At 55.5% G+C, this 22,687-nt stretch carries 22 protein-coding genes; 10 read left to right on the top strand and 12 right to left on the bottom strand.

What is annotated here, in order from left to right; translation table 11 throughout:
* Position 1 precedes the first annotated feature (1 nt).
* Positions 2–979, bottom strand: a complete 978-nt coding sequence (gene epmA / locus IAE50_RS12580) for an elongation factor P--(R)-beta-lysine ligase (protein ID WP_200580394.1) — start codon at positions 977–979, stop codon at positions 2–4.
* Positions 980–1,286: 307 nt separating this feature from the next.
* On the opposite strand from epmA, the gene frdA reads away from it, so the two are divergent.
* From frdA to IAE50_RS12555, 5 genes are all read left to right on the top strand, one after another.
* Complete coding sequence (gene frdA, locus IAE50_RS12575; RefSeq protein WP_023478379.1) at positions 1,287–3,077, top strand: fumarate reductase (quinol) flavoprotein subunit; 1,791 nt, start codon at positions 1,287–1,289, stop codon at positions 3,075–3,077.
* A complete protein-coding gene (locus tag IAE50_RS12570; protein ID WP_054803043.1) occupies positions 3,070–3,804 on the top strand; it encodes a succinate dehydrogenase/fumarate reductase iron-sulfur subunit in 735 nt (244 codons plus the stop codon). Before frdA ends, IAE50_RS12570 begins: the two co-directional genes overlap by 8 nt.
* 10 nt (positions 3,805–3,814) lie before the next feature.
* Positions 3,815–4,210: a fumarate reductase subunit FrdC gene (frdC, locus tag IAE50_RS12565; RefSeq protein WP_054803044.1), complete on the top strand. Its 396-nt coding sequence runs from the start codon at positions 3,815–3,817 to the stop codon at positions 4,208–4,210.
* Between the two features lie 10 nt (positions 4,211–4,220).
* Positions 4,221–4,580 carry a fumarate reductase subunit FrdD gene (gene frdD / locus IAE50_RS12560; RefSeq protein WP_094419183.1) on the top strand — a complete coding sequence of 120 codons (360 nt, stop codon included), beginning with the start codon at positions 4,221–4,223 and terminating at the stop codon, positions 4,578–4,580.
* A gap of 83 nt (positions 4,581–4,663) precedes the next feature.
* Positions 4,664–5,194 carry a lipocalin family protein gene (locus IAE50_RS12555; protein WP_094419182.1) on the top strand — a complete coding sequence of 177 codons (531 nt, stop codon included), beginning with the start codon at positions 4,664–4,666 and terminating at the stop codon, positions 5,192–5,194.
* On the opposite strand, the gene sugE is transcribed toward IAE50_RS12555, so the two are convergent.
* Positions 5,191–5,508, bottom strand: a complete 318-nt coding sequence (sugE, locus tag IAE50_RS12550) for a quaternary ammonium compound efflux SMR transporter SugE (protein ID WP_023478475.1) — start codon at positions 5,506–5,508, stop codon at positions 5,191–5,193. The genes IAE50_RS12555 and sugE overlap by 4 nt on opposite strands.
* 266 nt (positions 5,509–5,774) lie before the next feature.
* On the opposite strand from sugE, the gene IAE50_RS12545 reads away from it, so the two are divergent.
* Positions 5,775–6,374: a LuxR C-terminal-related transcriptional regulator gene (locus IAE50_RS12545; protein WP_124970461.1), complete on the top strand. Its 600-nt coding sequence runs from the start codon at positions 5,775–5,777 to the stop codon at positions 6,372–6,374.
* 29 nt (positions 6,375–6,403) lie between these two features.
* Here the strand turns inward: IAE50_RS12545 and ecnB are convergent, their stop codons facing one another.
* The 3 genes from ecnB to efp all read right to left on the bottom strand — a co-directional run bounded on the left by ecnB (position 6,404) and on the right by efp (position 7,414).
* The gene (ecnB, locus tag IAE50_RS12540; protein WP_023478333.1) at positions 6,404–6,550 is read right to left on the bottom strand and encodes a lipoprotein toxin entericidin B; all 147 of its coding nucleotides are present in this window, start codon (positions 6,548–6,550) and stop codon (positions 6,404–6,406) included.
* Positions 6,551–6,658: 108 nt separating this feature from the next.
* Entirely contained in the window at positions 6,659–6,790 is a 132-nt protein-coding gene (locus tag IAE50_RS12535; RefSeq protein ID WP_042718504.1) for an entericidin A/B family lipoprotein, read from the bottom strand.
* A gap of 57 nt (positions 6,791–6,847) precedes the next feature.
* Entirely contained in the window at positions 6,848–7,414 is a 567-nt protein-coding gene (gene efp / locus IAE50_RS12530) for an elongation factor P (protein WP_023478480.1), read from the bottom strand.
* A 41-nt stretch (positions 7,415–7,455) separates the two neighbouring features.
* Between efp and epmB the strand changes: the two genes are divergently transcribed.
* Positions 7,456–8,484, top strand: coding sequence for an EF-P beta-lysylation protein EpmB (epmB, locus tag IAE50_RS12525; RefSeq protein ID WP_054803047.1), 1,029 nt, complete (start codon positions 7,456–7,458; stop codon positions 8,482–8,484).
* A 77-nt stretch (positions 8,485–8,561) separates the two neighbouring features.
* Here epmB and IAE50_RS12520 read toward each other — a convergent pair whose 3' ends face one another.
* From IAE50_RS12520 to IAE50_RS12505, 4 genes are all read right to left on the bottom strand, one after another.
* A complete protein-coding gene (locus tag IAE50_RS12520) occupies positions 8,562–10,205 on the bottom strand; it encodes a methyl-accepting chemotaxis protein (protein ID WP_200580393.1) in 1,644 nt (547 codons plus the stop codon).
* 318 nt (positions 10,206–10,523) lie between these two features.
* Positions 10,524–10,877 carry a DUF4156 domain-containing protein gene (locus tag IAE50_RS12515; protein WP_042718501.1) on the bottom strand — a complete coding sequence of 118 codons (354 nt, stop codon included), beginning with the start codon at positions 10,875–10,877 and terminating at the stop codon, positions 10,524–10,526.
* A 155-nt stretch (positions 10,878–11,032) separates the two neighbouring features.
* Entirely contained in the window at positions 11,033–15,097 is a 4,065-nt protein-coding gene (locus IAE50_RS12510; protein ID WP_200580392.1) for an Ig-like domain-containing protein, read from the bottom strand.
* Between the two features lie 77 nt (positions 15,098–15,174).
* Complete coding sequence (locus IAE50_RS12505) at positions 15,175–15,615, bottom strand: hypothetical protein (RefSeq protein ID WP_200134542.1); 441 nt, start codon at positions 15,613–15,615, stop codon at positions 15,175–15,177.
* A gap of 477 nt (positions 15,616–16,092) precedes the next feature.
* Here IAE50_RS12505 and IAE50_RS12500 point away from each other — a divergent pair, with 477 nt between their 5' ends.
* Positions 16,093–16,815, top strand: coding sequence for a winged helix-turn-helix domain-containing protein (locus IAE50_RS12500; protein WP_200580391.1), 723 nt, complete (start codon positions 16,093–16,095; stop codon positions 16,813–16,815).
* An 86-nt stretch (positions 16,816–16,901) separates the two neighbouring features.
* Here IAE50_RS12500 and groL read toward each other — a convergent pair whose 3' ends face one another.
* Both groL and IAE50_RS12490 read right to left on the bottom strand, forming a co-directional pair.
* A complete protein-coding gene (gene groL, locus IAE50_RS12495) occupies positions 16,902–18,548 on the bottom strand; it encodes a chaperonin GroEL (protein ID WP_094419174.1) in 1,647 nt (548 codons plus the stop codon).
* A gap of 44 nt (positions 18,549–18,592) precedes the next feature.
* Positions 18,593–18,886 (bottom strand): co-chaperone GroES, encoded by a 294-nt coding sequence (locus IAE50_RS12490; protein ID WP_007372708.1) that lies wholly within the window; start codon positions 18,884–18,886, stop codon positions 18,593–18,595.
* Positions 18,887–19,124: 238 nt separating this feature from the next.
* On the opposite strand from IAE50_RS12490, the gene yjeH reads away from it, so the two are divergent.
* Positions 19,125–20,381 carry an L-methionine/branched-chain amino acid transporter gene (yjeH, locus tag IAE50_RS12485; protein ID WP_094419173.1) on the top strand — a complete coding sequence of 419 codons (1,257 nt, stop codon included), beginning with the start codon at positions 19,125–19,127 and terminating at the stop codon, positions 20,379–20,381.
* Between the two features lie 31 nt (positions 20,382–20,412).
* Here yjeH and IAE50_RS12480 read toward each other — a convergent pair whose 3' ends face one another.
* Entirely contained in the window at positions 20,413–20,877 is a 465-nt protein-coding gene (locus tag IAE50_RS12480; protein ID WP_042718491.1) for an FxsA family protein, read from the bottom strand.
* A 338-nt stretch (positions 20,878–21,215) separates the two neighbouring features.
* Between IAE50_RS12480 and aspA the strand changes: the two genes are divergently transcribed.
* The gene (aspA, locus tag IAE50_RS12475) at positions 21,216–22,652 is read left to right on the top strand and encodes an aspartate ammonia-lyase (protein ID WP_023478344.1); all 1,437 of its coding nucleotides are present in this window, start codon (positions 21,216–21,218) and stop codon (positions 22,650–22,652) included.
* Positions 22,653–22,687: the final 35 nt, after the last annotated feature.

The following is a 22,687-nucleotide window of genomic DNA, read 5'->3' as shown; positions in this document are numbered from 1 at the left end:
GTTATGCCCGGTCGACGCTAAACGCCATCACTTCTGCCAGCGTTTCAGTCTGCAGCGCCAGCATCACCAGGCGGTCAACACCCAGCGCAACGCCGGAGCAGTCCGGCAGGCCCGCTTTTAACGCTTCCAGCAAATTGACATCCACCGGCTGCTGCGGCAATCCGCGCGCGGCGCGCTTGCGGTTATCCTGCTCAAAGCGCTGCTGCTGCTCGCGGGCGTCGGTCAGCTCATGGAAGCCGTTCGCCAGCTCAATGCCTTTGAAGTAAACCTCAAACCGCTCCGCGACGCGGTGATCTTCGGTGCTGATCTGCGCCAGCGCCGCCTGGCTTGCCGGGAAGTGGTAAACAAAGGTCGGACGATCTTTACCGATCTGCGGCTCCACGCCCATGGTGAACAGCAGTTGCAGCAGGGTGTCGCGATCCTCTTCCGTATCGGCAATATTGCTCAGATCCAGCTTCGCCGCCACTTCACGCAACTGGGCTTTATCCGCCGAAAGTGGATCGACCTCCAGATAGCGCTGGAAAGCCTGCTGATAAGAGAGTGATTCTGCTGCCGGGCACTCGAGCACCTGTTGCAGCAGATCATCCACCTCATTCATCAAACGGTACATGTCATAGTGCGGACGATACCATTCGAGCATGGTGAATTCGGGGTTGTGATGACGCCCCATCTCTTCATTACGGAAGCTGCGGCAGAGCTGGAAAACCGGGCCACAGCCCGCGGCCAGCAGGCGCTTCATATGGTATTCGGGGCTGGTCATCAGATAGAGATTGAGGCCCTGAGAGTGGCCGGGGCCAACAAAACGGGTTTCAAACGGGACCAGATGCACATCGGTCACCGTTGCCTGACTCATACAGGGCGTCTCCACCTCCAGTACGCCGCGGTCGGCAAAGAAACGGCGAATTTCCGCCATAATTGCCGCGCGTTTCAGTAAGTTGGGGATGGATGCGCTCGGCTGCCAGGTTGCCGTCTCGCTCATGGTTCTTTCTCCGATTTCTAACAAGGGCACGAAGTCTACCCGCATCGATCTGCTTAGACAAATTTTGCACAAATAATTTTCATAGCCCTCTTCAATAAATAGATATGAGCTATTTAGAGATGATATCGATCAAGCTGGAAGCCGTATCACGGCGAAGAACAGCAAAACACTCGAACACGTCAAATTTCCCCTCAGTCAATACGGATATACTGCCCGCTACCCCAAAAGGAGCAGTGGACCTCTTCCGTAATGAAGGCAAGCGCACCTGGCTTATCGTTGCGGAACAACAATAATCTGGAGGAATGTCGTGCAAACCTTTCAAGCCGATATCGCTGTGATTGGCGCAGGCGGAGCAGGATTACGCACCGCGATTGCCGCGGCGCAGGCCCATCCCAACGCTAAAATCGCACTGATTTCAAAAGTCTATCCCATGCGCAGCCACACCGTTGCCGCCGAGGGCGGTTCCGCCGCCGTCGCCCAGGATCATGACAGCTTCGAATACCATTTCCACGATACCGTGGCGGGTGGTGACTGGCTTTGCGAACAGGATGTCGTCGACTACTTTGTCCATCACTGCCCCACGGAGATGACCCAGCTTGAACAGTGGGGCTGCCCGTGGAGCCGCCGCGAAGACGGCACGGTCAACGTGCGTCGCTTTGGCGGCATGAAGATCGAGCGCACCTGGTTCGCTGCCGATAAAACCGGCTTCCACATGCTGCATACGCTGTTTCAAACCTCGTTGCAGTTCCCGCAAATTCAGCGTTTCGACGAACACTTCGTGCTCGATATCCTGGTGGATGACAACCACGCGCGCGGCCTGGTCGCGATGAACATGATGGAAGGCACGCTGATCCAGATCCGCGCCAATGCGGTGGTAATGGCCACCGGCGGCGCAGGTCGTGTTTACCGCTATAACACCAACGGTGGCATCGTTACCGGCGATGGTATGGGGATGGCGCTGTCGCACGGCGTGCCGCTGCGCGATATGGAGTTTGTGCAGTATCACCCGACCGGCCTGCCCGGCTCCGGCATTCTGATGACGGAGGGCTGCCGCGGCGAAGGCGGTATCCTGGTGAATAAAAACGGCTATCGCTATCTTCAGGATTACGGCATGGGGCCGGAAACGCCGCTCGGCGAGCCGAAAAACAAATATATGGAGCTTGGCCCGCGCGACAAAGTGTCGCAGGCCTTCTGGCACGAGTGGCGCAAAGGCAACACCATCTCCACACCGCGCGGCGATGTGGTGCATCTCGATCTGCGCCACCTTGGCGAGAAGAAGATCAAAGAGCGCCTGCCCTTTATTTGCGAGCTGGCAAAAGCCTATGTCGGCGTCGATCCGATCAAAGAGCCGATCCCGGTGCGCCCGACCGCGCACTACACCATGGGCGGCATTGAGACGGATCAGAACTGCGAATCGCGCATCGCCGGGCTGTTTGCCGTCGGTGAGTGCTCCTCGGTCGGCCTGCACGGCGCGAACCGCCTTGGCTCTAACTCGCTGGCGGAACTGGTGGTCTTTGGCCGCCTGGCGGGCGAACAGGCCGTTGAACGCGCTTCAACTGCCAGCCCGGCAAATGACGATGCGCTCAACGCTCAGGCCGCCGATGTTGAACAGCGTCTGAAGGCGCTGGTGAATCAGAACGGCACCGAGAGCTGGGCGAAAATTCGCGATGAGATGGGTGAATCGATGGAGGAGGGCTGCGGCATTTACCGTACGCCGGAGCTGATGCAGAAAACCGTCGATAAGCTCGCCGAGTTGCAGGAGCGCTTCAAACGGGTACGTATTACCGACACCTCCAGCGTCTTCAACACCGATATTCTCTACACCCTTGAGCTGGGCCACGGCCTGAACGTTGCTGAATGTATGGCTCACTCGGCGCTGGCGCGCAAAGAGTCGCGCGGTGCCCATCAGCGTCTCGACGAAGGCTGCACCGAGCGCGATGACGTTAACTTCCTCAAACATACGCTCGCGTTCCGCGAGGCGGACGGTACAACCCGCCTCGAGTACAGCGACGTGAAAATCACCACGCTGCCACCGGCGAAACGCGTCTATGGGGCAGAAGCGGAGTCGGGTGAGAAGAAGGAGACGAACAATGTCTGAGATGAAGAACCTGAAGATTGAAGTGGTGCGCTATAACCCGGAGGTCGACAACGCGCCGCACAGCGCCTTCTACGACGTGCCTTACGATGAAGCCACCTCGCTGCTCGATGCGCTGGGCTATATCAAAGATAACCTCGCGCCGGATCTCAGCTACCGCTGGTCGTGCCGAATGGCGATTTGCGGCTCCTGCGGCATGATGGTCAACAAAGTGCCAAAGCTGGCCTGCAAAACCTTCCTGCGCGACTACACCAAAGGGTTGAAAGTCGAGGCGCTGGCGAACTTCCCGATTGAGCGCGATCTGGTGGTCGATATGACCCACTTTATCGAGAGCCTTGAGGCGATTAAGCCCTATATCATCGGCAATACGCGCACACCGGATCAGGGGCCGGGCAAGCAGACCCCGGCGCAGATGGCGAAGTATCACCAGTTCTCCGGCTGCATCAACTGCGGTCTCTGCTATGCCGCTTGTCCACAGTTTGGCCTCAATCCGGAGTTTATCGGCCCGGCGGCGATTACGCTGGCGCACCGCTATAACCTCGACAGCCGCGACCACGGCAAGCAAGAGCGCATGGCGCAACTCAACGGCCAGAACGGCGTGTGGAGTTGTACGTTTGTCGGCTACTGCTCGGAAGTGTGTCCGAAGCACGTCGACCCGGCCGCCGCCATTCAGCAGGGCAAGATTGAGAGTTCGAAAGACTTTCTTATCGCCACCCTGAAACCTCGCTAAGGAGTGCATGATGACGACTAAACGTAAGGCCTGGGTTCGCCCCATGCCGTCAAGCTGGTGGAAAACCCTGCCGTTTTATCGCTTCTATATGCTGCGCGAAGGGACGGCGATTCCGGCGGTCTGGTTCAGCCTGGAGCTGCTGTATGGCCTTTTCGCGCTGAAAAACGGTCCGGAAAGCTGGATGGGCTTTGTCGCTTTCCTGCAAAACCCGGTGGTGCTGCTACTCAACCTGATCGCGCTGGCGGCAGCGCTGCTGCATACCAAAACCTGGTTCGATCTGGCACCAAAAGCGTCGCTAATCATTGTGAAGGGCGAAAAAATGGGGCCAGAGCCGGTGGTAAAAGGGCTCTGGGTGGTGGCTGCCGTGGTAACGGTAGTTGTACTGTTTATCGCCCTGTTCTGGTGAGGACTTGATGATGATTAACCCGAATCCAAAACGTTCTGACGAACCGATGTTCTGGGGGCTGTTTGGCGCAGGCGGTATGTGGAGCGCCATCTTCGCCCCGGTGATGATCCTGCTGGTCGGCCTGCTGCTGCCGCTCGGTCTCTTCCCCGGCGAGGCGCTGAGCTACGAGCGCGTTATCGCCTTTGCCCAGAGCTTCATTGGCCGCGCCTTTCTCTTCCTGATGATTGTGCTGCCGGTCTGGTGCGGTCTGCACCGTATCCACCATATGATGCACGATTTGAAAGTGCATCTGCCCAACGGTAAATGGATTTTCTACGGCCTCGCGGCGATTATTAGTGTCGTTGCGTTAGTCGGCGTGATTTTCCTGTAAAACCTGTCGCTCTCCTGCATGCGCAGGAGAGCAAATTTCCCGCCATCTTCTACACTTACGTAAAAGCCAGGAGGGAGAATACCATGCGTTTACTGCCTATCTTCGCAGCGGTCACCGCTGCTTTTTTAGTCACGGCCTGCAGCACGCCCACACCGCCAAAAGGCGTTACCGTGGTGCAGAATTTCGATACGCAACGCTACTTAGGGAAATGGTACGAGATCGCCCGCTTCGATCACCGCTTTGAGCGTGGTCTGGAGCGCGTCACCGCGACCTACAGCCTGCGCGACGATGGCGGCTTAACCGTTGTCAACCGGGGTTATAACCCGGATCGCGGCAAATGGCAGGAGTCGGTCGGTAAAGCCTACTTCACCGGCGACCCGCGCACTGCATCGCTGAAGGTCTCATTCTTTGGCCCGTTCTATGGCGGCTACAACATCATCTCTCTGGATAAAGAGTATCGCCATGCGCTGATTTGCGGCCCGGATCGCGACTACCTGTGGATCCTCTCCCGCACGCCGACCATTTCGGCCGAGGTGAAAGAGAAGATGCTGGCAGACGCGACCCGTCAGGGCTTCGAAGTGAACAAGCTAATCTGGGTCGATCAGCCCCATTAATGGGCGCTGATTTTTAAGCCAATAATTCCGGCCACAATCAGACAGAGGCTAACGATACGCGCCAGGCTTGCGGACTCGCCGAGTAATACAATCCCGGCGATGGCCGCGCCAACGGCGCCAATGCCGGTCCAGACCGCATAGGCGGTGCCGACCGGCAGGGTTTTCATTGCCCATGAAAGCAGCACGACGCTAATAAGCATCGCCACGACGGTAATAATACTGGGAGTGATGCGGGTAAAACCGTGGGTATATTTCAGGCCGATAGCCCAGACGACTTCAAGAAGACCGGCGATGACGAGAATAAACCAGGACATGGTTGGCTCCAGTACGGGGCCGTCCCCGAATAATAAGTGACGCTGTCGGGTCGTCCCGCCAGCCAGGTGATGAGTGTCAGATTTTCCCTTCTTTACCTGAGGATTTCAACCCCACAAACCCCCATTCAGTTTCAGGAAGTTAAAGCAAGAAATAGCCCCTCTTCGCAGCGGAATTCAGGCATTTATTCATCATATCCAGCGAATATGATGAATCGCTTTCCTGGATTCAGGAAGCCGTGCGCCCTACTCTGACTGCGAAGAAAAATATGTTCAAAATGCTTGTGATTGACCGCTGTTACTTCACCCGTTCAGGGATGGAATCCTGGCTCAATCAAACCGATCTGTTTCCCGCCTCTTTCCTTGTCACCGCTCTGCATAATTTGATGCTGGCGAAAGAGCATATTGTCCAGTGGCAGCCGGATCTGGTGATTATTGATTTACACAGCTTTAAAGATGAAATTCATCATATTCAACAACTTGCTTCGCTCTTCTCGGTATGCGGCGCATCCTGCCAGGTGATGCTGCTGGAGTCGGGCTATGACACACAGCTGTCGGCATTTTGCGCGCAATTTCCGATTGCGGCGATCCTGCAAAAGACGGATCCGCTGGAAAAAGTGGCGCAGGCCATTGATAACATGATGCAAGCGCGCCCGGTCAGGCAGTCACGGCGAGTCGTGACGCCGCTACTAACGCGTCAGGAAGAGAAAGTATTAACCCTGTGGATGGAAGGCAGAGATAACGCAGCAATCGCAGCAAATATGAGGATCAACGGGAAAACCGTTTATACCTACAAAAGAAACATTCGCATGAAATTGGGGATGGGAAACCGCTTTACGCCGTTTTTGTCACTACCAGAGGCAAACTAACGGTACGGCACAGGCCGTACCGGCAGTCATCACTGTTGTGCTTTGGTCGCAGCGCCAGAAATTGCGCTACCGCCATCGGAGATATCTTCGCCGACGCCACGGGTGGTGTTACACGCCGTCAGCACGGATGAAAGAACCAGTACAGAAAAGATCGCAACAAATGTCTTCTTAACCATAATATCTTCCTTTTATTGTCAATATCGTTTGTGTATAGCCACTTAAGCATAGACAAATTCCCGAAAAGCGACGGGAAAAAAGCGGATTTTTAAGACGAAAGGAAGTTATTAGCTGGCGGCGTGCGAAATGATATGACCCAGCGTCTGCACATCTTCGCCGATACCGCGCGCGGTATTGCAGCCTGCGAGCAGTGCGCAGCTGATAAGCAGCAGTGAGAGGAGTTTTGCGAGACGTTTCATTATCCGGGCCTCAACGAACCCGCGACGCAGCAGAGCGCTACGCCGCGGTTGCGCGCATTACTTCACGCGAGATACATATTCGCCGGAGCGGGTATCAACTTTGATCACTTCGCCAACCTGTACGAACAGCGGCACTTTAACCACAGCGCCGGTGCTCAGGGTAGCCGGTTTACCGCCGGTACCTGCGGTATCACCTTTCAGGCCTGGATCGGTATCAACGATTTCCAGTTCAACGAAGTTCGGCGGCGTGACGGAGATCGGCTGGCCGTTCCACAGCGTCACGATGCACTCGGCCTGATCCAGCAGCCATTTTTCGCTGTCGCCAATCGCTTTTTTATCAGCGGAGAGCTGCTCAAAAGTTTCGTTGTTCATGAAGTGCCAGAACTCACCGTCGTTGTAGAGGTAAGTCAGGTTCATATCCACAACGTCCGCGCCTTCAGCCGAGTCGGTAGACTTGAAGGTTTTCTCAACGCGGGTACCGGTCAGCAGACGACGCAGTTTAACGCGTGCGAACGCCTGGCCTTTGCCCGGTTTCACGAATTCGCTGGCCTCAACCGCGTACGGTTCGCCGTCCATCATGATTTTAAGACCGGCACGAAAATCGTTGCTATAGTAAGTCGCCATAAGGCCCTCTGAAATTGTTAACTGGTAGCTTAGCCAAAAAAATGGCACACATTGTAACCCTAAAATCCCCTTCCAGAGAAGATTGGTTATTGCAACTTGCCGATGTAATCACCGATCCCGATGAACTGCTACATATTTTAAATATAGAACCTGATGAAGCCCTGCTGCGCGGACGCGAAGCAAAGCGGCTTTTCCCTCTACGGGTGCCGCGGGCGTTTGTCGCGCGCATGCGCAAAGGCGATGTTAACGATCCGCTTCTGCGTCAGGTACTTACCACCAGCGAAGAGTTCATCTCAGCACCGGGTTACAGCACCGATCCGCTGGATGAGCAGAGCAGCGTAGTGCCAGGTCTGCTGCACAAATACCGCAACCGCGCGCTGCTGCTGGTCAAGGGCGGCTGTGCGGTAAATTGTCGCTACTGTTTCCGTCGCCACTTCCCGTATGCCGATAATCAGGGCAACAAGCGGAACTGGCAGGGCGCGCTGGACTATATTGCCGCGCACCCGGAGCTGGATGAGATCATTTTTTCCGGCGGCGATCCGCTGATGGCTAAAGATCACGAGCTTGAGTGGTTGATCGCGCAGCTGGAAGCTATTCCACACCTTAAGCGCCTGCGCATTCATAGCCGCTTGCCGATTGTGATCCCGGCGCGTATCACCGATACGCTGGTGGCCCGTTTTGCCCGCTCGTCGCTGCAAATTTTGCTGGTGAACCATATCAACCACGCGCAGGAGATTGGCGACGATTTCCGCGCGGCAATGGCGCAACTGCGCCAGGCGGGCGTCACGCTGCTTAACCAGAGCGTGCTGCTGCGCGGCGTAAATGACAATGCTCAGACGCTGGCGGATCTCAGCAACGCCTTATTCGACGCGGGCGTGCTGCCTTACTATCTGCATGTGCTGGATCGGGTAGAAGGCGCGGCGCACTTTATGGTGAGTGATGAAACGGCGCGGGAGATTATGCGTGAGCTGCTGACGCTGGTGTCGGGGTATATGGTGCCGAAGCTGGCGCGGGAGATTGGCGGTGAGCCGAGTAAAACGCCGCTGGATCTACAACTGCGTCAACAGTAAAAAAAAGCACGGTCGCGAAATACGCAACGCGACCGTGAAAAAAGCGCTTGCACGGGATACAAGCGCGTGTCGGAACTTTAAAAGGTCTCCCAGCCCTCATCGGCGGCGCCGGCAGGTGCCAGACGCGCACGCTGTACGGGTGCTTTCACGGTGCTGGCGCTGGCGCGAGCCGGCTGCTGGCCCGGTAAACGGAACACATCCACCAGTTGCTGCAGTTTCGTGGCCTGCTCTTCAAGGCTACCCGCAGCCGCTGAGGACTCCTGCACCAGCGAGGCGTTCTGCTGGGTCGTGGTATCCATTTCAGACATCGCCTGCGCAATCTGCCCGATGCCACGGTTCTGCTCATCAGAGGCGGCGGCGATCTCCTGCATCAAATCCTTCACCTGCATCACGGAGTTAACGATGCCGCTCATGGTTTCACCAGCCAGATCTACCTGACGGGAACCCTCCTGCACATAGTTCACCGATTCGCTGATCAAGGTTTCAATCTCTTTGGCTGCCTGCGCGCTGCGCTGGGCCAGAGAGCGAACTTCGCCCGCTACCACCGCAAAGCCGCGACCCTGATCCCCTGCCCTTGCCGCTTCTACCGCCGCGTTCAGCGCGAGGATGTTGGTCTGGAAGGCGATGCCGTTAATCACCGAGGTGATTTCAGAGATGCGTTTTGAGCTCTCCATAATGTCTTTCATGCGGTTTACCGCCACGCTGACCACGGTGCCGCCCTGTGCAGCGGTATCAGAAGCAGTAATCGCCAGTTGGCTCGCCTGATGGGCGTTCTCGGCGTTCTGTTTCACCGTCGAGCTGAGTTCTTCCATACTGGCCGCCGTTTCAACAACTGCTGCCGACTGCTGTTCGGTACGTGCTGAGAGTTCGTTATTGCCTAACGCAATCTCGTTCGCTGCGGTATTCACCGAGCTTGAAGCGGCGCGCACCATCTTCAGCGACTCAGAGACACGCTCAACCAGCAGGTTAAACGCGGCGACCGCACGGCCAATCTCATCCATTCGCCCGGTTGTCAGCGCCTGGCTAAGATCCAGCTTCTCGCTGATATTTTCCATGCCATCGCGCATATCGTTAAGACGACGCTTGATGTTAAGCACGGTAAAGAGACCAAACAGACCGAGAACCAGCGTCGCGACCAGCGTGGCGGAAATGGATAAAACCATCGAGCGGTTAATTAAGCTGGAGTTAGCAGAGACGGCGTCATTTACCAGCTTGCCGTTATAAGCAACCTGTTCGGTAAAGTCGTTAATTAATATGGCAATACTGTCGGCAACCGGCCCGCCTTTACGCATCGCCTGAATAATGGCAGCCCGGTCATTACCTTCTGAGACTTTAAAAAATTGATCCATCACTGCGCGAAACTTTTCTAAATCGCCCAGCGTTTTATTTGACATATCCTGATCGTGTTGATCGGAAACGAGATCTTTAATGTAACCCTGGTGCATGGCGTAAACATCGTCATACAACTTTAATGCGTTCTGTTTGATTTCCGCCATCCCGGCAGGTTCTTCAGTCAGACCGTGAACGAAGAGCTGGCCGCGGATCGTCAGCACTTTCAGCATCTCTTTGTTCATCATGTCGAGGCTGGGTAAGGTATTTTCTTTAAAGTTCGTTTGCGACTCACCCAGTTTCGATAAGGAAAATATCGCAATCAGGTTTGTGCCTATAAGGCTTAAAATCAATAACGAGAAGGCAAGTAACAACCTCTTTGTAATATTCATTGGTAACTCCCGACACTTCATGCAAGAAATAATATTGTTTTTTTACACTCCTTTGCGTTTTGTCCTAAAGTGAGTATCGGCAGCGAAAAATATTACTTTATCGCGATATATCCTCTTTTCTAAAAAAAGATAAAACCGAGGAAAATATAATTAAAAAAAGCACCAAGATTAAGAAAACTTAATATTCAGAGAGGCGAGATTTAATTAGCAGGAAAATTATAATCGTCTTATTTACAAGCAGGGAATAAATAGCAGAGTGCGGAAATATAGTAGCGGTTGCAGCGCGCCCGCCATCGCTGGCGGGCAGAAGGGAAAGGATCAGTTAGGGCACTTGTAAACCTGGGCGTTCATTTCGCTGGCGGTCGGCACAAAGCTCGACAGCACGCCCTGCGTCGGGCTGCTTACGTTGTAGAGCACGTTGCCGCCCATAGCGGCAGCCTGGTTGCGCAGGGCATTTGCCGCGCCGCGCATTGAGCCGCCCTCTTCGCCGTGCTGGCCAGAGAGCCAGTTGCTCTGCTTGCCGCTGGCGGTGCCAAGATACTTGCACTGCGCAGCGGGCTTATCTTCCACAAAACGCACGTTCTGGCCGCCTGCGGTGAGATCATTGCTGCTGCTGCAACCCGCCAACAGAAACGCTGCGCCAACCATTCCCGCCAAATATTTTACCGACATGTTATTCCCCGTAATCAATGAGCTGGACGCGGTTCGTCCGTGTCTAAACCTTATACTAAAAAGATGACTAAAAGAAAAACGCCGCCATCGCAGCTCAGATAAATCAGCGGAAAATTGCCAAAAAGCCCCGCCAGTTACGGCAGGGCTTGCTGAGATTAACAGCCATCAAATTTATACGGCGGGCCGGAGGAGGTGGTGCCGACGGTTTCGACACTCACGCTGCCCTGCGGGTCAACGTTCAGTTTGAAGACGTGCCACAGCGTATTGCGCTGCGAGCCGCTGGCGTTTTCCACCGCCCAGTTCCAGCTGCGGCCATCCGACAGGGAGAGCGTCACCTTTGCTCCCGTCATCAGCGGGCCGGTTGCCGGTTGGCTGTTGTGTACCGAGTAACAGTACGCACCGGGGTGGAAATTGCCAATCGAGACGGTTTCCGGGCCATAGCCATTGCGCATGTCATTCTCCAGCCCCGCTTCTGCGCCGACCGGGTGCGTCGTCATATAGTAGACATGCTGCCTTGCACCGCCGGGATTACTCGCTTTTGGCGGAACAATCAGGTGCGCGTCGAGATTCGCCGGCGTAGCGTTCCAGCTCACGACAATCTTCGCCACTGCGCCCTTCAGGCGATGCGTCAGGGTGAAATCCTGGGCAAAGAGTGTTCCTCTGACGACCGTAATCGTGGTTTGCAACGGGAAGTAGTCCGGCGCGGTGACCTCAACATAGTAGCTCCCTGACAAGACATCGAGGCTGTAGCTACCGTTACTGTTGGCCTGAGTGGAGTAGACCGGCTGCGCGTCGCCTTTGCTATGAAAGAGTTTGATCTCAGCGCCGGGCACGACAACCGGTGCAGGGTTACTGTAGCCCCATACCGCCTGGGCTCCCCACACTCCGCCGCGCAGGTTGACCTGCTGCGGATGGAAACTCACCGTTTTGTCCGCATCAATGCTGGCCTCGTTATTAAGCGATGCGGAAACCTGCACATTCATTACATCTGTCGTGGTGCTCTCAAGCAGAGCGACGGCAATCCCCTCATCGTTAGTCACGCTCAGGCTGTTGATGGTGGCGGCAACGCCTTTATCCTGTAGCCACTGCACCGTCGCGCCGCTGACCGGGTTGTTATTGACGTCTTTAACCCGCGCATGGAAGGTAAAGCTGTCTGTGCCGTTGGCGGTTTTATCAGTGGTTGCTCCCTCCAGCGTGACGCTCGCCAGCGCAGCGGTCGAGATATCGCCGATAAAGTCGACCGCTTTACTGGCCGAGGTTCCCGCCACGCGAGCCGTTACGGTAAATCGTCCGGCGCGCAGGCTGTTAACGCTGGTGGTTACCTGACCATCCAGATTGCTCACCCCCTGTGTGCGGGTCAGCACTGCGCCCGCGCTGACGGTGAAATCAACGGTGATACCGCTCAGCCGGTTCCCCTTCACGTCGGTGACCGTCGCCGAGAGGCTATTGACCGCATTGCCGTTCGCCACCGCGCCGTTGCTCTCCACCACCAGGTTGGCATCGGAGATTTGCGCCGTGACCACATCGGCAATGAACAGCGTCGATTTGCTCAGGGTGCTGCCGTTTACCGTCGCGGTCACCGTGTAGAGGCCAGCAATATCGCTAACCACCGTAGTTTGCGCCTGCCCATCCGGCCCGGTAATGGCGGTCGTCGCGGCAAGGGTTGCGCCTGGCGACACGCTGAAGTTGACGGTAACACCGGGGATCGGGTTGTCATTGGCGTCGACAACGGTGGCCGTGACGCCATTCGGCGCAATCCCGTTAGCTATCGCGCCATCAGGCGAGATAAGCAGGTTTTCATTGGGCAGCTGCGCGGTGGTGCTGTCAGCAATAAAGCGGGTGCTCACCTGCGCGGCCTGCGGCGTGCCAACCAGTTTCGCCGTGGCGTTAAAGGTTCCCGCCCGGCGGCTGGTTAAGGTGGTTTGCGCCACGCCTTGCGCATCGGTAAGCGCCTGCGCGGGCAGAACGCTGACCGGGCTGTCGGGAATAAACTGTATCGCCATGCCCGGCACCGGGTTGCCAAACGCATCGGCGATCCTGACCGCCATAACGCTGCCCGCCTGGCCATTGGCCAGCGCATCTTGCGCCACGCGGCTCTCGATAAAGCGGGCGCTCTGGCGATCGACGCTGAAGTTAACGGTTTGCGTCAGCGCCTGGCCATTAACCGTCGCGGTAATCTGCGTCGCCACCGCGCGCGTATGCGTCAGTAGTAACGTCGCCTGGCCACGGGCATCGGTCAGCACCGCATTGCCGCCAATCAGCGTCGCGCCGTTATCCGCTGAGAAGCCCACCGCGTAGTTCGCCAGCGGGTTGCCATAGCGGTCAGTAACCGTTGCACGCACCGCATTGGCCTGCTTTCCATCCGCCGGCGCATTATCAGTCATAATGTCGAACGCGGAAAGCGTGGCGGTGGCGGTATCGGCGATAAACATTACCCGCGCGCTGCTGCTGTTACCATTGCGTAACGTGGCGGAGACCATGCCTTCACCCGCAACGCGGCTCTTCAGCTTCACCGTCGCCAGACCCTGGCTGTCGCTCACCGCGCTGAGCGAGGTAGTATCCTGCCCCTGGTCGTTAAACAGCGTGGCCGCCGGTTTGCCTTTGCTGTCGGCAAGCTGAGCAATATGGAATGTGACGCGCTGCCCGGCGACCGGCTGGCCCTCCTTCACCACGCTTGCCGTCAGAGTAAAGGCCTGCTGGTTATCAGCCAGCTGCGGTGCGGTGGGCGTCAGGGCGATTGGCGCGACCGTTTCGCTGGCGCGCATCACGCGGAGGGTGGTGGTCGCCGGCGTGGCGCGGTTGCCGTTTTTATCAACGCCAACTGCGGTCAGCACATACTCCTGCGCGGCACTGGCGGCTTCGCTGCGCGTGGTGCGATAGGCCGGAACCTGCACATGGAGTGCGGTCAATGCCGGTTGCTGCCAGCTGCCGCCGTTGGCGGCAAAGTTCGCCGAGGCGCTCCACTCAATGCGCTCAAGGCCATACTTCGCTTTGCTAATCGTCACCGGGATGGTCAGCGTCGTGCCTGCTTCCGCGGTGAGCTGTTTTGGCAGCGAGAGCACCACCAGCGGCTGCTTGCGGTACTGCATCACGATGTCGTAATTGCGATCGACAAGGGCGTATTTGCTGCCGATCAGGCTGCGGTGCAGATCGACATTGTCGGCAGAGATCTGCCGCCACAGCGGCACACCGAAGCGGTAGTTCAGTGCCATATCAAGGCGTGTATCCTGGCTGTCGCCAAAGGTGCGCTCGCCGGAAAGGGTCAGCAGCGGGAACGGCGTGTAGTTAAGCCCGAGCGTGATCGCAGAGGGATTACGTTGCAGATCGCCCGGCCCGCTGGCAGGCGTGAGGGCGATGCCTTTACCGAAGTAGTGCTCATATTTCAGCTTTGCTCCCCACTGCGGGTGCGCAGGCAGCCAGCCGTCGAGGCGAACATCAATGCCATTCGCCGGGCGCTCGTCATACTCTTTCATGCCTTTTAGCGTCGAGGCGTGCCAGCCGGTGAGGCCATAATAGGCGTTAGCTGAGAGCTTCAGGTAATCGGCCCAGGCTTCGCCACCGATGCCAAGACGCGCATTCTTGCCGCTGTAGTCATAGTCGTAAAACGCGTTGATGCCCAGCATGCCGCCTGCCAGCTGGTGACGGTAGCCCAACCCGACGTTGCCAATATTGCGCGCCTCGCTTTTGCGTAGCCCCCACTGGCTGAACAGCAGCTGTCGTTCACTCTCCAGTAGCGGCAGCAGCAGATCGCCGCTCACCTTCCCTTTGCTGTCCAGCGACGCGCTGACACTCCCTTTTTGATCCATCCAGTCGCTAAGCTGTTGGTTGATCACCCCTTCGCCAAGGCTGCGGGCGTAGGCAAAGGCTGAGCGGCTGACATCTTCGGAGATCAGTAGCTGCGCGGCCTGCGCCGCTTTCGGTGCCAGCCACGCCTCGGCCGTTGTCGGTTCAACCGGCGGCGGCTCTATATTTAGCGTTGGCAAAGGCGGATTATTTTGCGGCTGGGGTGCAACCGCCGGTGAAATGGCGTGGGATAACATTCTGGGCTCGCTGATGAGCGCCTGTAGCCCGGCCATGGTTTCATCCATGCTGCGGTAATCGGCATATTCCGTTACCTGCGCCGCAGAGGTGAAGGGAAAAAAGAGTGGGCTGAATAACTGGAGCGCGATAATTCCCCACGCGGTACCACGCTTCCAGCCGGGAAGTTGTCTGGTTTTCATTATTACGTCATCAAGGAAAAACACGAAAAAGCCGTTTTTAACAACGGCGTTTAAAAGAGAAATTGGCGATGCCTCTGTCAGATATTGGCAAGGTTGCGCATCTTTTCTTTAACGATTTGGTAACTCGTGTAGTGCGCCTTCGCGCACAGGGTATCCAGCTTGAGATCGAGCTGCATGGTGTAGATCTCTTTCGCCTCTTTACCCATGATGTTTTTATTAATATTCAGAAATTTGTAGCCTTCGCCTATTTTTGAATAGTCATCAGAGTAGTTTTTATAGGTAGAGGTGTCCGTGCCGCGAATGAAGTTAAATTTGTCGATACAGGCATTGTTAGTTGATGCAATAACGATCCCATCGAAAAAGGGCGATTTGCGCTCTGCCGCCACGCCCTGTGGCGCGTTGGCGTTACTGACGCTGGCTGCTGAAACCCTCTCTTTTGGGGTGTTTTTGTTACCTGCACAGGCGGAGAGAAGCAATACGCACGCGCTGCTTAATATAATGGCATTTAAATTGTTCATTTTATTTTTCCCCTTAAAATTAAACCATTAACAAAAATACCAAGTTTTAAATGTGCGAGTGCCGTGAGGATATGACTACCCACACACTGCACGCGCCTAATAAGGTTCAATAATAAATTCGCACTCTTCTTTTTAGCTATTTATATCGGAACATTTGATACAAACAAGATAAATTATCGTCATATAAGCCACTTTCAGCGTTACGCATAATTATTATAAAAAAATAATAACAAAATCCCGGTCATTCATGGAGAATTCTCTGGTAAATTGTCGGGATGCGTCTCTTAAAACTGAAAAAAAGCGGCTTTATTTATTGACAATATAGGTAGCATCGACAATATGGTTACATTTTCTATGCAGTCTCATAATTCTGAATAGCGTGATTTAATTAACAGGTTAAAGTAACTATTAATTAATTTCGCTATTACAGAAGTATCTAACTTTTTCTTTTTAATTTATTCCATGATGAATAGCATCATGAAAGGTATCAATATGCTCTTTATTATAGATAAGGAAATCTATTTCAGACCCGCCGATGGCGCAATATGGGGCGCAGGCACTGAAAATGAAAAACGGTTTTTAACCCTCGCTGGCAGCCGCTTGCTGCTCTTTTTTATTGAGCATCGCGGCGAGATCGTGACCCGCGATGCGATCTTTCAGGCGGTCTGGGAGCGGTATGGCCTGCACTCCACCAACAATACTCTCAACCAGTACATCTCACTGCTGCGCAGAACGATGACGGACCATGGCCTGGGCGCGCAGGTGATTAAAACCATCCCCAAAACCGGCTTTATCTTCAGCCGCGATCTCTCCGTTATCGCCCTCACGGAACAGCATGACGTGACGCCACCAGCACCTGCACCAATACCGGCACCAATCCCAGCCGCGCCTGACCCGCTGATTGCGCGTAAACAGTACGGTGCGCTGGCGCTGCTGGTGCTGTTTTTGCTGTGCACCTTTATGCTCTTTGGCCTGTGGCAGAGCCGTACCCTCAGCGCGCCGCTGCCTGAATTTGGCAAAAGCGTGGTGACATTTACCCAGTGCGATTTTATGCCAGCGGAGAGCGAGGAGGAGCCCCGGTTGCTGGCGTCGAGTGACAAACTCAAATTTATGACGCTGGTGGACGATCTGGCCGTTGAGCAGGAGCCAACGCGCGATAAAGCCCCGCTGGCCTGCCCGGCCAACTCGCCTGCGGGCTGAACGCAGGCAAAAAAAAGAGCGGGCATTAAGCCCGCTCCTCTTCGTTGAACCCGCGCCCGGTTTCCCGGGCACGTGTCCGGCAGCCATTACATCATGCCGCCCATACCGCCCATGCCACCCATACCGCCAGCAGCACCTAAATCAGGCGCGTCGCTTTTCGGCAGATCGGTAACCATGCACTCGGTAGTGATCATCAGACCGGCTACGGAAGCCGCGTACTGCAGTGCAGAACGGGTCACTTTAGTCGGATCCAGGATACCCATGTCGATCATGTTGCCGTACTCTTCGGTAGCAGCGTTGTAACCGTAGTTACCGTCGCCCGCTTTAACCATGTTGGCAACAACAGACGGCTCTTCGCCACAGTTCAGCACGATCTGACGCAGCGGGGATTCCATTGCGCGCAGCGCAACTTTGATACCCACGTTCTGGTCTTCGTTCTGGCCTTTCAGCTCAGCCAGTTTGCTGGCTACGCGAATCAGCGCCACGCCACCACCGGCAACCACGCCCTCTTCAACGGCAGCACGGGTTGCGTGCAGCGCATCTTCAACGCGGGCTTTCTTCTCTTTCATCTCAACTTCGGTCGCAGCACCTACTTTGATGACCGCAACGCCGCCTGCCAGTTTCGCTACGCGCTCCTGCAGTTTTTCACGGTCGTAATCGGAAGTAGCTTCTTCGATCTGCTGACGAATCTGCGTTACGCGACCCTGAATAGCGGTCTCTTCACCCACGCCATCGATGATGGTGGTGGTGTCTTTATTGATGACAACGCGTTTCGCCTGACCCAGATCTTCCAGGGTCGCTTTTTCCAGCTCCATACCGATCTCTTCAGAGATAACGGTACCGGCAGTCAGGGTTGCGATATCCTGCAGCATTGCTTTACGACGATCGCCGAAGCCCGGTGCTTTCACCGCAGCGACTTTCACGATGCCGCGCATGGTGTTAACTACCAGAGTTGCCAGCGCTTCGCCTTCCACATCTTCAGCGATGATCAGCAGCGGTTTGCCTGCTTTAGCAACGGCTTCGAGAACCGGCAGCATTTCGCGGATATTGGAGATTTTCTTATCAGCCAGCAGGATGAACGGGCTTTCCAGTTCTACTGCGCCAGTTTCCGGCTTGTTGATGAAGTAAGGGGAGAGGTAGCCACGGTCGAACTGCATACCTTCAACCACGTCCAGCTCGTCCTGCAGACCGGTACCGTCTTCAACGGTGATCACGCCTTCTTTACCGACTTTATCCATCGCTTCAGCGATCAGTTTACCTACGGTTTCGTCGGAGTTAGCGGAGATGGTACCAACCTGAGCGATAGCTTTAGAGTCAGAGCATGGTACGGAGAGCGCTTTCAGCTCTTCAACGGCAGAAGCGACAGCTTTGTCGATACCGCGTTTCAGATCCATCGGGTTCATGCCCGCAGCAACGGCTTTCAGACCTTCAGTGATGATGGACTGTGCCAGAACGGTCGCGGTGGTGGTGCCGTCGCCCGCAGCGTCGTTCGCTTTGGAGGCAACTTCTTTCACCATCTGCGCGCCCATGTTTTCGAACTTGTCTTCCAGCTCGATTTCACGTGCTACGGAAACACCATCTTTGGTGATGGTCGGTGCACCGAAAGATTTATCCAGAACCACATTACGGCCTTTCGGACCGAGGGTAACTTTCACTGCATCTGCCAGAACATTTACGCCGCGCAGCATTTTTACACGAGCGTCGTTACCGAATTTTACGTCTTTAGCTGCCATTTTCTGTATTCCTTAAATTCGTTCAGGTTCGTTCGCGCGCATTGTTACGCTTCAACAATTGCCAGAATGTCGCTTTCGGACATAATCAGCACTTCTTCGTTGTCGATCTTCTCAGCCTTCACACCGTAACCATCGTTGAAAATCACGATATCGCCCACTTTTACGTCCAGCGGCTGAACAGTACCGTTTTCCAGGATGCGGCCCTTACCGACAGCGATGATTTCGCCACGAGTTGATTTGCCTGCCGCAGAACCGGTCAGAACGATACCGCCAGCAGATTTAGACTCAACTTCCTTACGTTTGACGATCACACGATCATGTAACGGACGAATACTCATTTGATAGCTCTCCTTTGAGAAAGTCTTTATCAGTTATGGTGAGGCCGGGTCCATGGGGTTATCCGGCTGGTGACCTGAGAGATGGGGTTAGGCCTCTCCCCCTTCAAGGGGTAAAACAAAAAAAATTTTCGAAAATGCAATCGACTGCCCCCTCCCTTTCCTGGCGGGGAACGGCGAGCCATAAGTAAAACAGCTTGTGCTACCATCGAGGCTCCCGATAAGAGACAAACAGAAAAAAATGAGCGGATTAAAACAAGAGCTGGGGCTGGCGCAGGGTGTTGGATTACTCTCTACCTCGTTACTCGGCACCGGGGTCTTCGCCGTTCCGGCGCTGGCGGCTCTGGCCGCTGGTAACAGCAGCCTGTGGGCATGGCCGTTACTGATCGTGCTGGTCTTCCCGGTGGCGATTGTCTTTGCCATTCTCGGACGCCACTTCCCCAGCGCTGGCGGCGTCGCCCACTTTGTCGGCATGGCGTTTGGTCCGCGTTTGCAGCGGGTGACCGGCTGGCTGTTTCTCTCGGTGATCCCGGTTGGGCTGCCTGCGGCCCTGCATATCGCCGCCGGTTTCTGGCAGGGGCTCTTTGGCTGGCAGGGGCCGATGCTGCTAATGGCGGAGCTGATGACGCTGGCGCTGATCTGGCTTATCGGCACGCGCGGAGCGGGCTCCAGCGCTAACCTGCAATCGATTATCGCCGGGCTGATCGTTGCCCTGCTGGTCGCCATCTGGTGGCGCGGCGGCATTACGCTGCGCGATATCCCCTTCCCACCACTGGGCGACGTTTCCCTCTCTGAGATGTCCGCTTCATTAGCGGTGATGTTCTGGTGTTTTGTCGGGCTGGAGGCGTTCGCCCATCTCGCCTCGGAGTTCAAAAACCCGGAGCGGGATTTCCCCCGTGCGCTGATGATTGGCCTGCTGCTGGCGGGCACCGTCTACTGGGCCTGTACCGTGGCGGTGCTGAAGTTCGATCTCTGGCATCACCTCGGCGCAGCGGCGTCGCTGCCGGTGATTGTCGTCGATCTCTTTGGCAAGCAGGCGCTGTGGGTCGCCTGCATTATTGGCTATCTCGCCTGCTTCGCCAGCCTCAATATCTATATTCAGAGCTTCGCGCGGCTGGTGTGGTCGCAGGCGGCCTACAAGCCCGACAGCGCACTGGCAAAACTCTCGGCGCGCCAGCTGCCGCTTAACGCCCTCAACGCGGTGATTCTCTGCTGCGTGGCCTGCACGCTGGCGATTTACGCCTTCAACATCAATCTCGACACGCTGATCATCTACGCCAACGGCATCTTTATCATGATCTACCTGCTCTGCATGCTGGCGGGATGTCGCTTGCTGAAAGGGCGCTATAAGGCGCTGGCGATGTTGGGGAGCGTGCTCTGCCTGCTGTTGCTGATCATTCCAGGCTGGAAAAGTTTGTATGCGGTGGTGATGCTGGCGGCGCTGTGGCTCTTTTTACCGAAGCGGCGCACGACAACGGTTCGTTCTGTGTCGGAATAAAAAAATGCCCGGCGAGGCCGGGCAGCGGAGCTTAACGATCGTCTTTATGATCCAGACGATTGTTGGGGTCATCTTTACGCTGATATTCGCCTTCAAAGGTGTCGCCACCGCCAAACCCGGCGCCTGCACCCGGCCCGCGCGAAAAGCGCAGGTGCGGCATCAGCTTGAGGGTGATCAGTTTCTGCACCGGCGGCACCAGCAGCAGCAGGCCGAGGAAGTCGGTAAAGAAACCGGGCAGCAGCAGCAACAGGCCAGCGATCACCAGCGACACGCTCTTGATCATCTCGGCCGCCGGGCTTTCACCCGCCGCCATCTTCTGCTGCATCGCCATCAGATTTTTAAAGCCCTGGTTGCGCACCAGCGACATGCCGATAACCGAGGTGAAGAGCACCAGGATAAGGGTCATCAGCACGCCAAAGACGTGAGCCACCTGGATGAAGATCGAAATTTCGATGTAAACGTATAAGAAAAAAGCAATAAACGGTATCCAGCGCACTGGCTTCTCCTGTGAACGAGCAACGGTCATCTCACCGTTGCTAAAATGAGTCTGCGAATTCGCATAGGGATGAGATGGTGGCAAAGTTGAAAAATTCAATTTCACCGGCGGTGTAAAGTTTTGTTTGTTACGCAGCGGTGACTTATTTCACATATTGGTAATTATGATGGGTCCAGTAAGATAATAAGTGATCCCGATTACGGCAATTCGCCCGCGCCAGCATATAATTTCACTCTTCTGGCCGATTGAGGGAATAATCGTCGGTCGAAAAAGACACATAACCACATAAATATTGTGTGATTGGTGTATTCATTCGTAGCTTGAAAAAGAAGGTTCACATGTTAAACAACATTCGTATCGAAGAAGACTTGTTAGGTACCAGGGAAGTGCCAGCGGATGCCTACTACGGCGTGCATACTCTGAGAGCGATTGAAAACTTTTATATCAGCAACAACAAGATCAGCGACATCCCTGAGTTTGTTCGTGGCATGGTGATGGTGAAGAAAGCCGCAGCGCTGGCGAACAAAGAGCTGCAAACCATCCCTAAAAGTATTGCTAACGCTATTGTTGCCGCATGTGATGAGGTACTGAACAACGGCAAATGCATGGACCAGTTCCCGGTTGACGTCTATCAGGGCGGCGCGGGTACCTCTGTGAACATGAACACCAACGAGGTGCTGGCAAACATCGGCCTTGAGCTGATGGGTCACCAGAAAGGGGAGTATCAGTTCCTCAACCCGAACGATCATGTCAACAAATGCCAGTCCACCAACGATGCCTACCCGACCGGGTTCCGCATCGCGGTCTACACCTCGGTGGTCAAACTGATCGACGCCATCAAACAGCTTGGCGAAGGCTTTGAAAACAAAGCGGTGGAGTTCAAAGATATCCTGAAAATGGGTCGTACCCAGTTGCAGGATGCGGTGCCGATGACCCTCGGCCAGGAGTTCCATGCCTTTAACGTGCTGCTGAATGAAGAGACCAAAAACCTGCTGCGTACCGCGGAACTGCTGCTCGAAGTGAACCTCGGCGCAACGGCTATCGGTACCCGCCTCAACACGCCGGATGGCTACCAGCAACTCGCCGTGCAGAAGCTGGCGGAAGTGAGCAACCTGCCGGTAGTGGCCGCAGAAGATCTGATCGAAGCGACCTCCGACTGCGGTGCCTATGTAATGGTACACAGCTCGCTGAAACGCCTGGCGGTAAAACTGTCGAAAATCTGTAACGACCTGCGCCTGCTCTCCTCCGGGCCGCGCGCCGGGCTGAACGAGATTAACCTGCCGGAACTGCAGGCGGGCTCCTCTATCATGCCGGCCAAAGTGAACCCGGTTGTGCCGGAAGTGGTAAACCAGGTCTGCTTTAAAGTGATCGGTAACGACATCACCGTCACCATGGCTTCCGAAGCGGGTCAGTTGCAGCTGAACGTGATGGAGCCGGTGATTGGCCAGGCGATGTTCGAGTCAATCCACATCCTGACCAACGCCTGCTACAACCTGCTGGAAAAATGCATTAACGGCATCACCGCCAACAAAGAGGTGTGTGAAAGCTACGTCTATAACTCCATCGGTATCGTCACCTACCTCAACCCGTTTATCGGCCACCACAATGGCGATATCGTCGGCAAGATCTGCGCCGAAACCGGGAAGAGCGTGCGTGAAGTGGTGCTCGAGCGCGGATTGCTGACGGAAACGGAGCTGGATGATATCTTCTCTGCCCAGAACCTGATGCACCCGGCCTATAAAGCGAAACGCTATACCGATGAAAGCGAACAGTAACCTCCCCCCAGGTTAAAAAATATGAAAGGCACGTC

It is taken from the genome of Kosakonia sp. S42, from assembly GCF_016624785.1.
GTDB lineage: Bacteria > Pseudomonadota > Gammaproteobacteria > Enterobacterales > Enterobacteriaceae > Kosakonia > Kosakonia cowanii.
This window is presented reverse-complemented; position numbering and strand designations above follow the sequence as displayed.

What these genes read in the sequence shown, in the direction of transcription:
- epmA (WP_200580394.1), bottom strand. Translation starts at nt 979, where the DNA reads ATGAGCGAGACGGCAACCTGGCAGCCGAGCGCATCCATCCCCAACTTA.
- IAE50_RS12570 (WP_054803043.1), top strand. Translation starts at nt 3,070, where the DNA reads ATGTCTGAGATGAAGAACCTGAAGATTGAAGTGGTGCGCTATAACCCG.
- frdC (WP_054803044.1), top strand. Translation starts at nt 3,815, where the DNA reads ATGACGACTAAACGTAAGGCCTGGGTTCGCCCCATGCCGTCAAGCTGG.
- frdD (WP_094419183.1), top strand. Translation starts at nt 4,221, where the DNA reads ATGATTAACCCGAATCCAAAACGTTCTGACGAACCGATGTTCTGGGGG.
- IAE50_RS12555 (WP_094419182.1), top strand. Translation starts at nt 4,664, where the DNA reads ATGCGTTTACTGCCTATCTTCGCAGCGGTCACCGCTGCTTTTTTAGTC.
- sugE (WP_023478475.1), bottom strand. Translation starts at nt 5,508, where the DNA reads ATGTCCTGGTTTATTCTCGTCATCGCCGGTCTTCTTGAAGTCGTCTGG.
- IAE50_RS12545 (WP_124970461.1), top strand. Translation starts at nt 5,775, where the DNA reads ATGTTCAAAATGCTTGTGATTGACCGCTGTTACTTCACCCGTTCAGGG.
- ecnB (WP_023478333.1), bottom strand. Translation starts at nt 6,550, where the DNA reads ATGGTTAAGAAGACATTTGTTGCGATCTTTTCTGTACTGGTTCTTTCA.
- IAE50_RS12535 (WP_042718504.1), bottom strand. Translation starts at nt 6,790, where the DNA reads ATGAAACGTCTCGCAAAACTCCTCTCACTGCTGCTTATCAGCTGCGCA.
- efp (WP_023478480.1), bottom strand. Translation starts at nt 7,414, where the DNA reads ATGGCGACTTACTATAGCAACGATTTTCGTGCCGGTCTTAAAATCATG.
- epmB (WP_054803047.1), top strand. Translation starts at nt 7,456, where the DNA reads ATGGCACACATTGTAACCCTAAAATCCCCTTCCAGAGAAGATTGGTTA.
- IAE50_RS12520 (WP_200580393.1), bottom strand. Translation starts at nt 10,205, where the DNA reads ATGAATATTACAAAGAGGTTGTTACTTGCCTTCTCGTTATTGATTTTA.
- IAE50_RS12515 (WP_042718501.1), bottom strand. Translation starts at nt 10,877, where the DNA reads ATGTCGGTAAAATATTTGGCGGGAATGGTTGGCGCAGCGTTTCTGTTG.
- IAE50_RS12510 (WP_200580392.1), bottom strand. Translation starts at nt 15,097, where the DNA reads ATGAAAACCAGACAACTTCCCGGCTGGAAGCGTGGTACCGCGTGGGGA.
- IAE50_RS12505 (WP_200134542.1), bottom strand. Translation starts at nt 15,615, where the DNA reads ATGAACAATTTAAATGCCATTATATTAAGCAGCGCGTGCGTATTGCTT.
- IAE50_RS12500 (WP_200580391.1), top strand. Translation starts at nt 16,093, where the DNA reads ATGAAAGGTATCAATATGCTCTTTATTATAGATAAGGAAATCTATTTC.
- groL (WP_094419174.1), bottom strand. Translation starts at nt 18,548, where the DNA reads ATGGCAGCTAAAGACGTAAAATTCGGTAACGACGCTCGTGTAAAAATG.
- IAE50_RS12490 (WP_007372708.1), bottom strand. Translation starts at nt 18,886, where the DNA reads ATGAGTATTCGTCCGTTACATGATCGTGTGATCGTCAAACGTAAGGAA.
- yjeH (WP_094419173.1), top strand. Translation starts at nt 19,125, where the DNA reads ATGAGCGGATTAAAACAAGAGCTGGGGCTGGCGCAGGGTGTTGGATTA.
- aspA (WP_023478344.1), top strand. Translation starts at nt 21,216, where the DNA reads ATGTTAAACAACATTCGTATCGAAGAAGACTTGTTAGGTACCAGGGAA.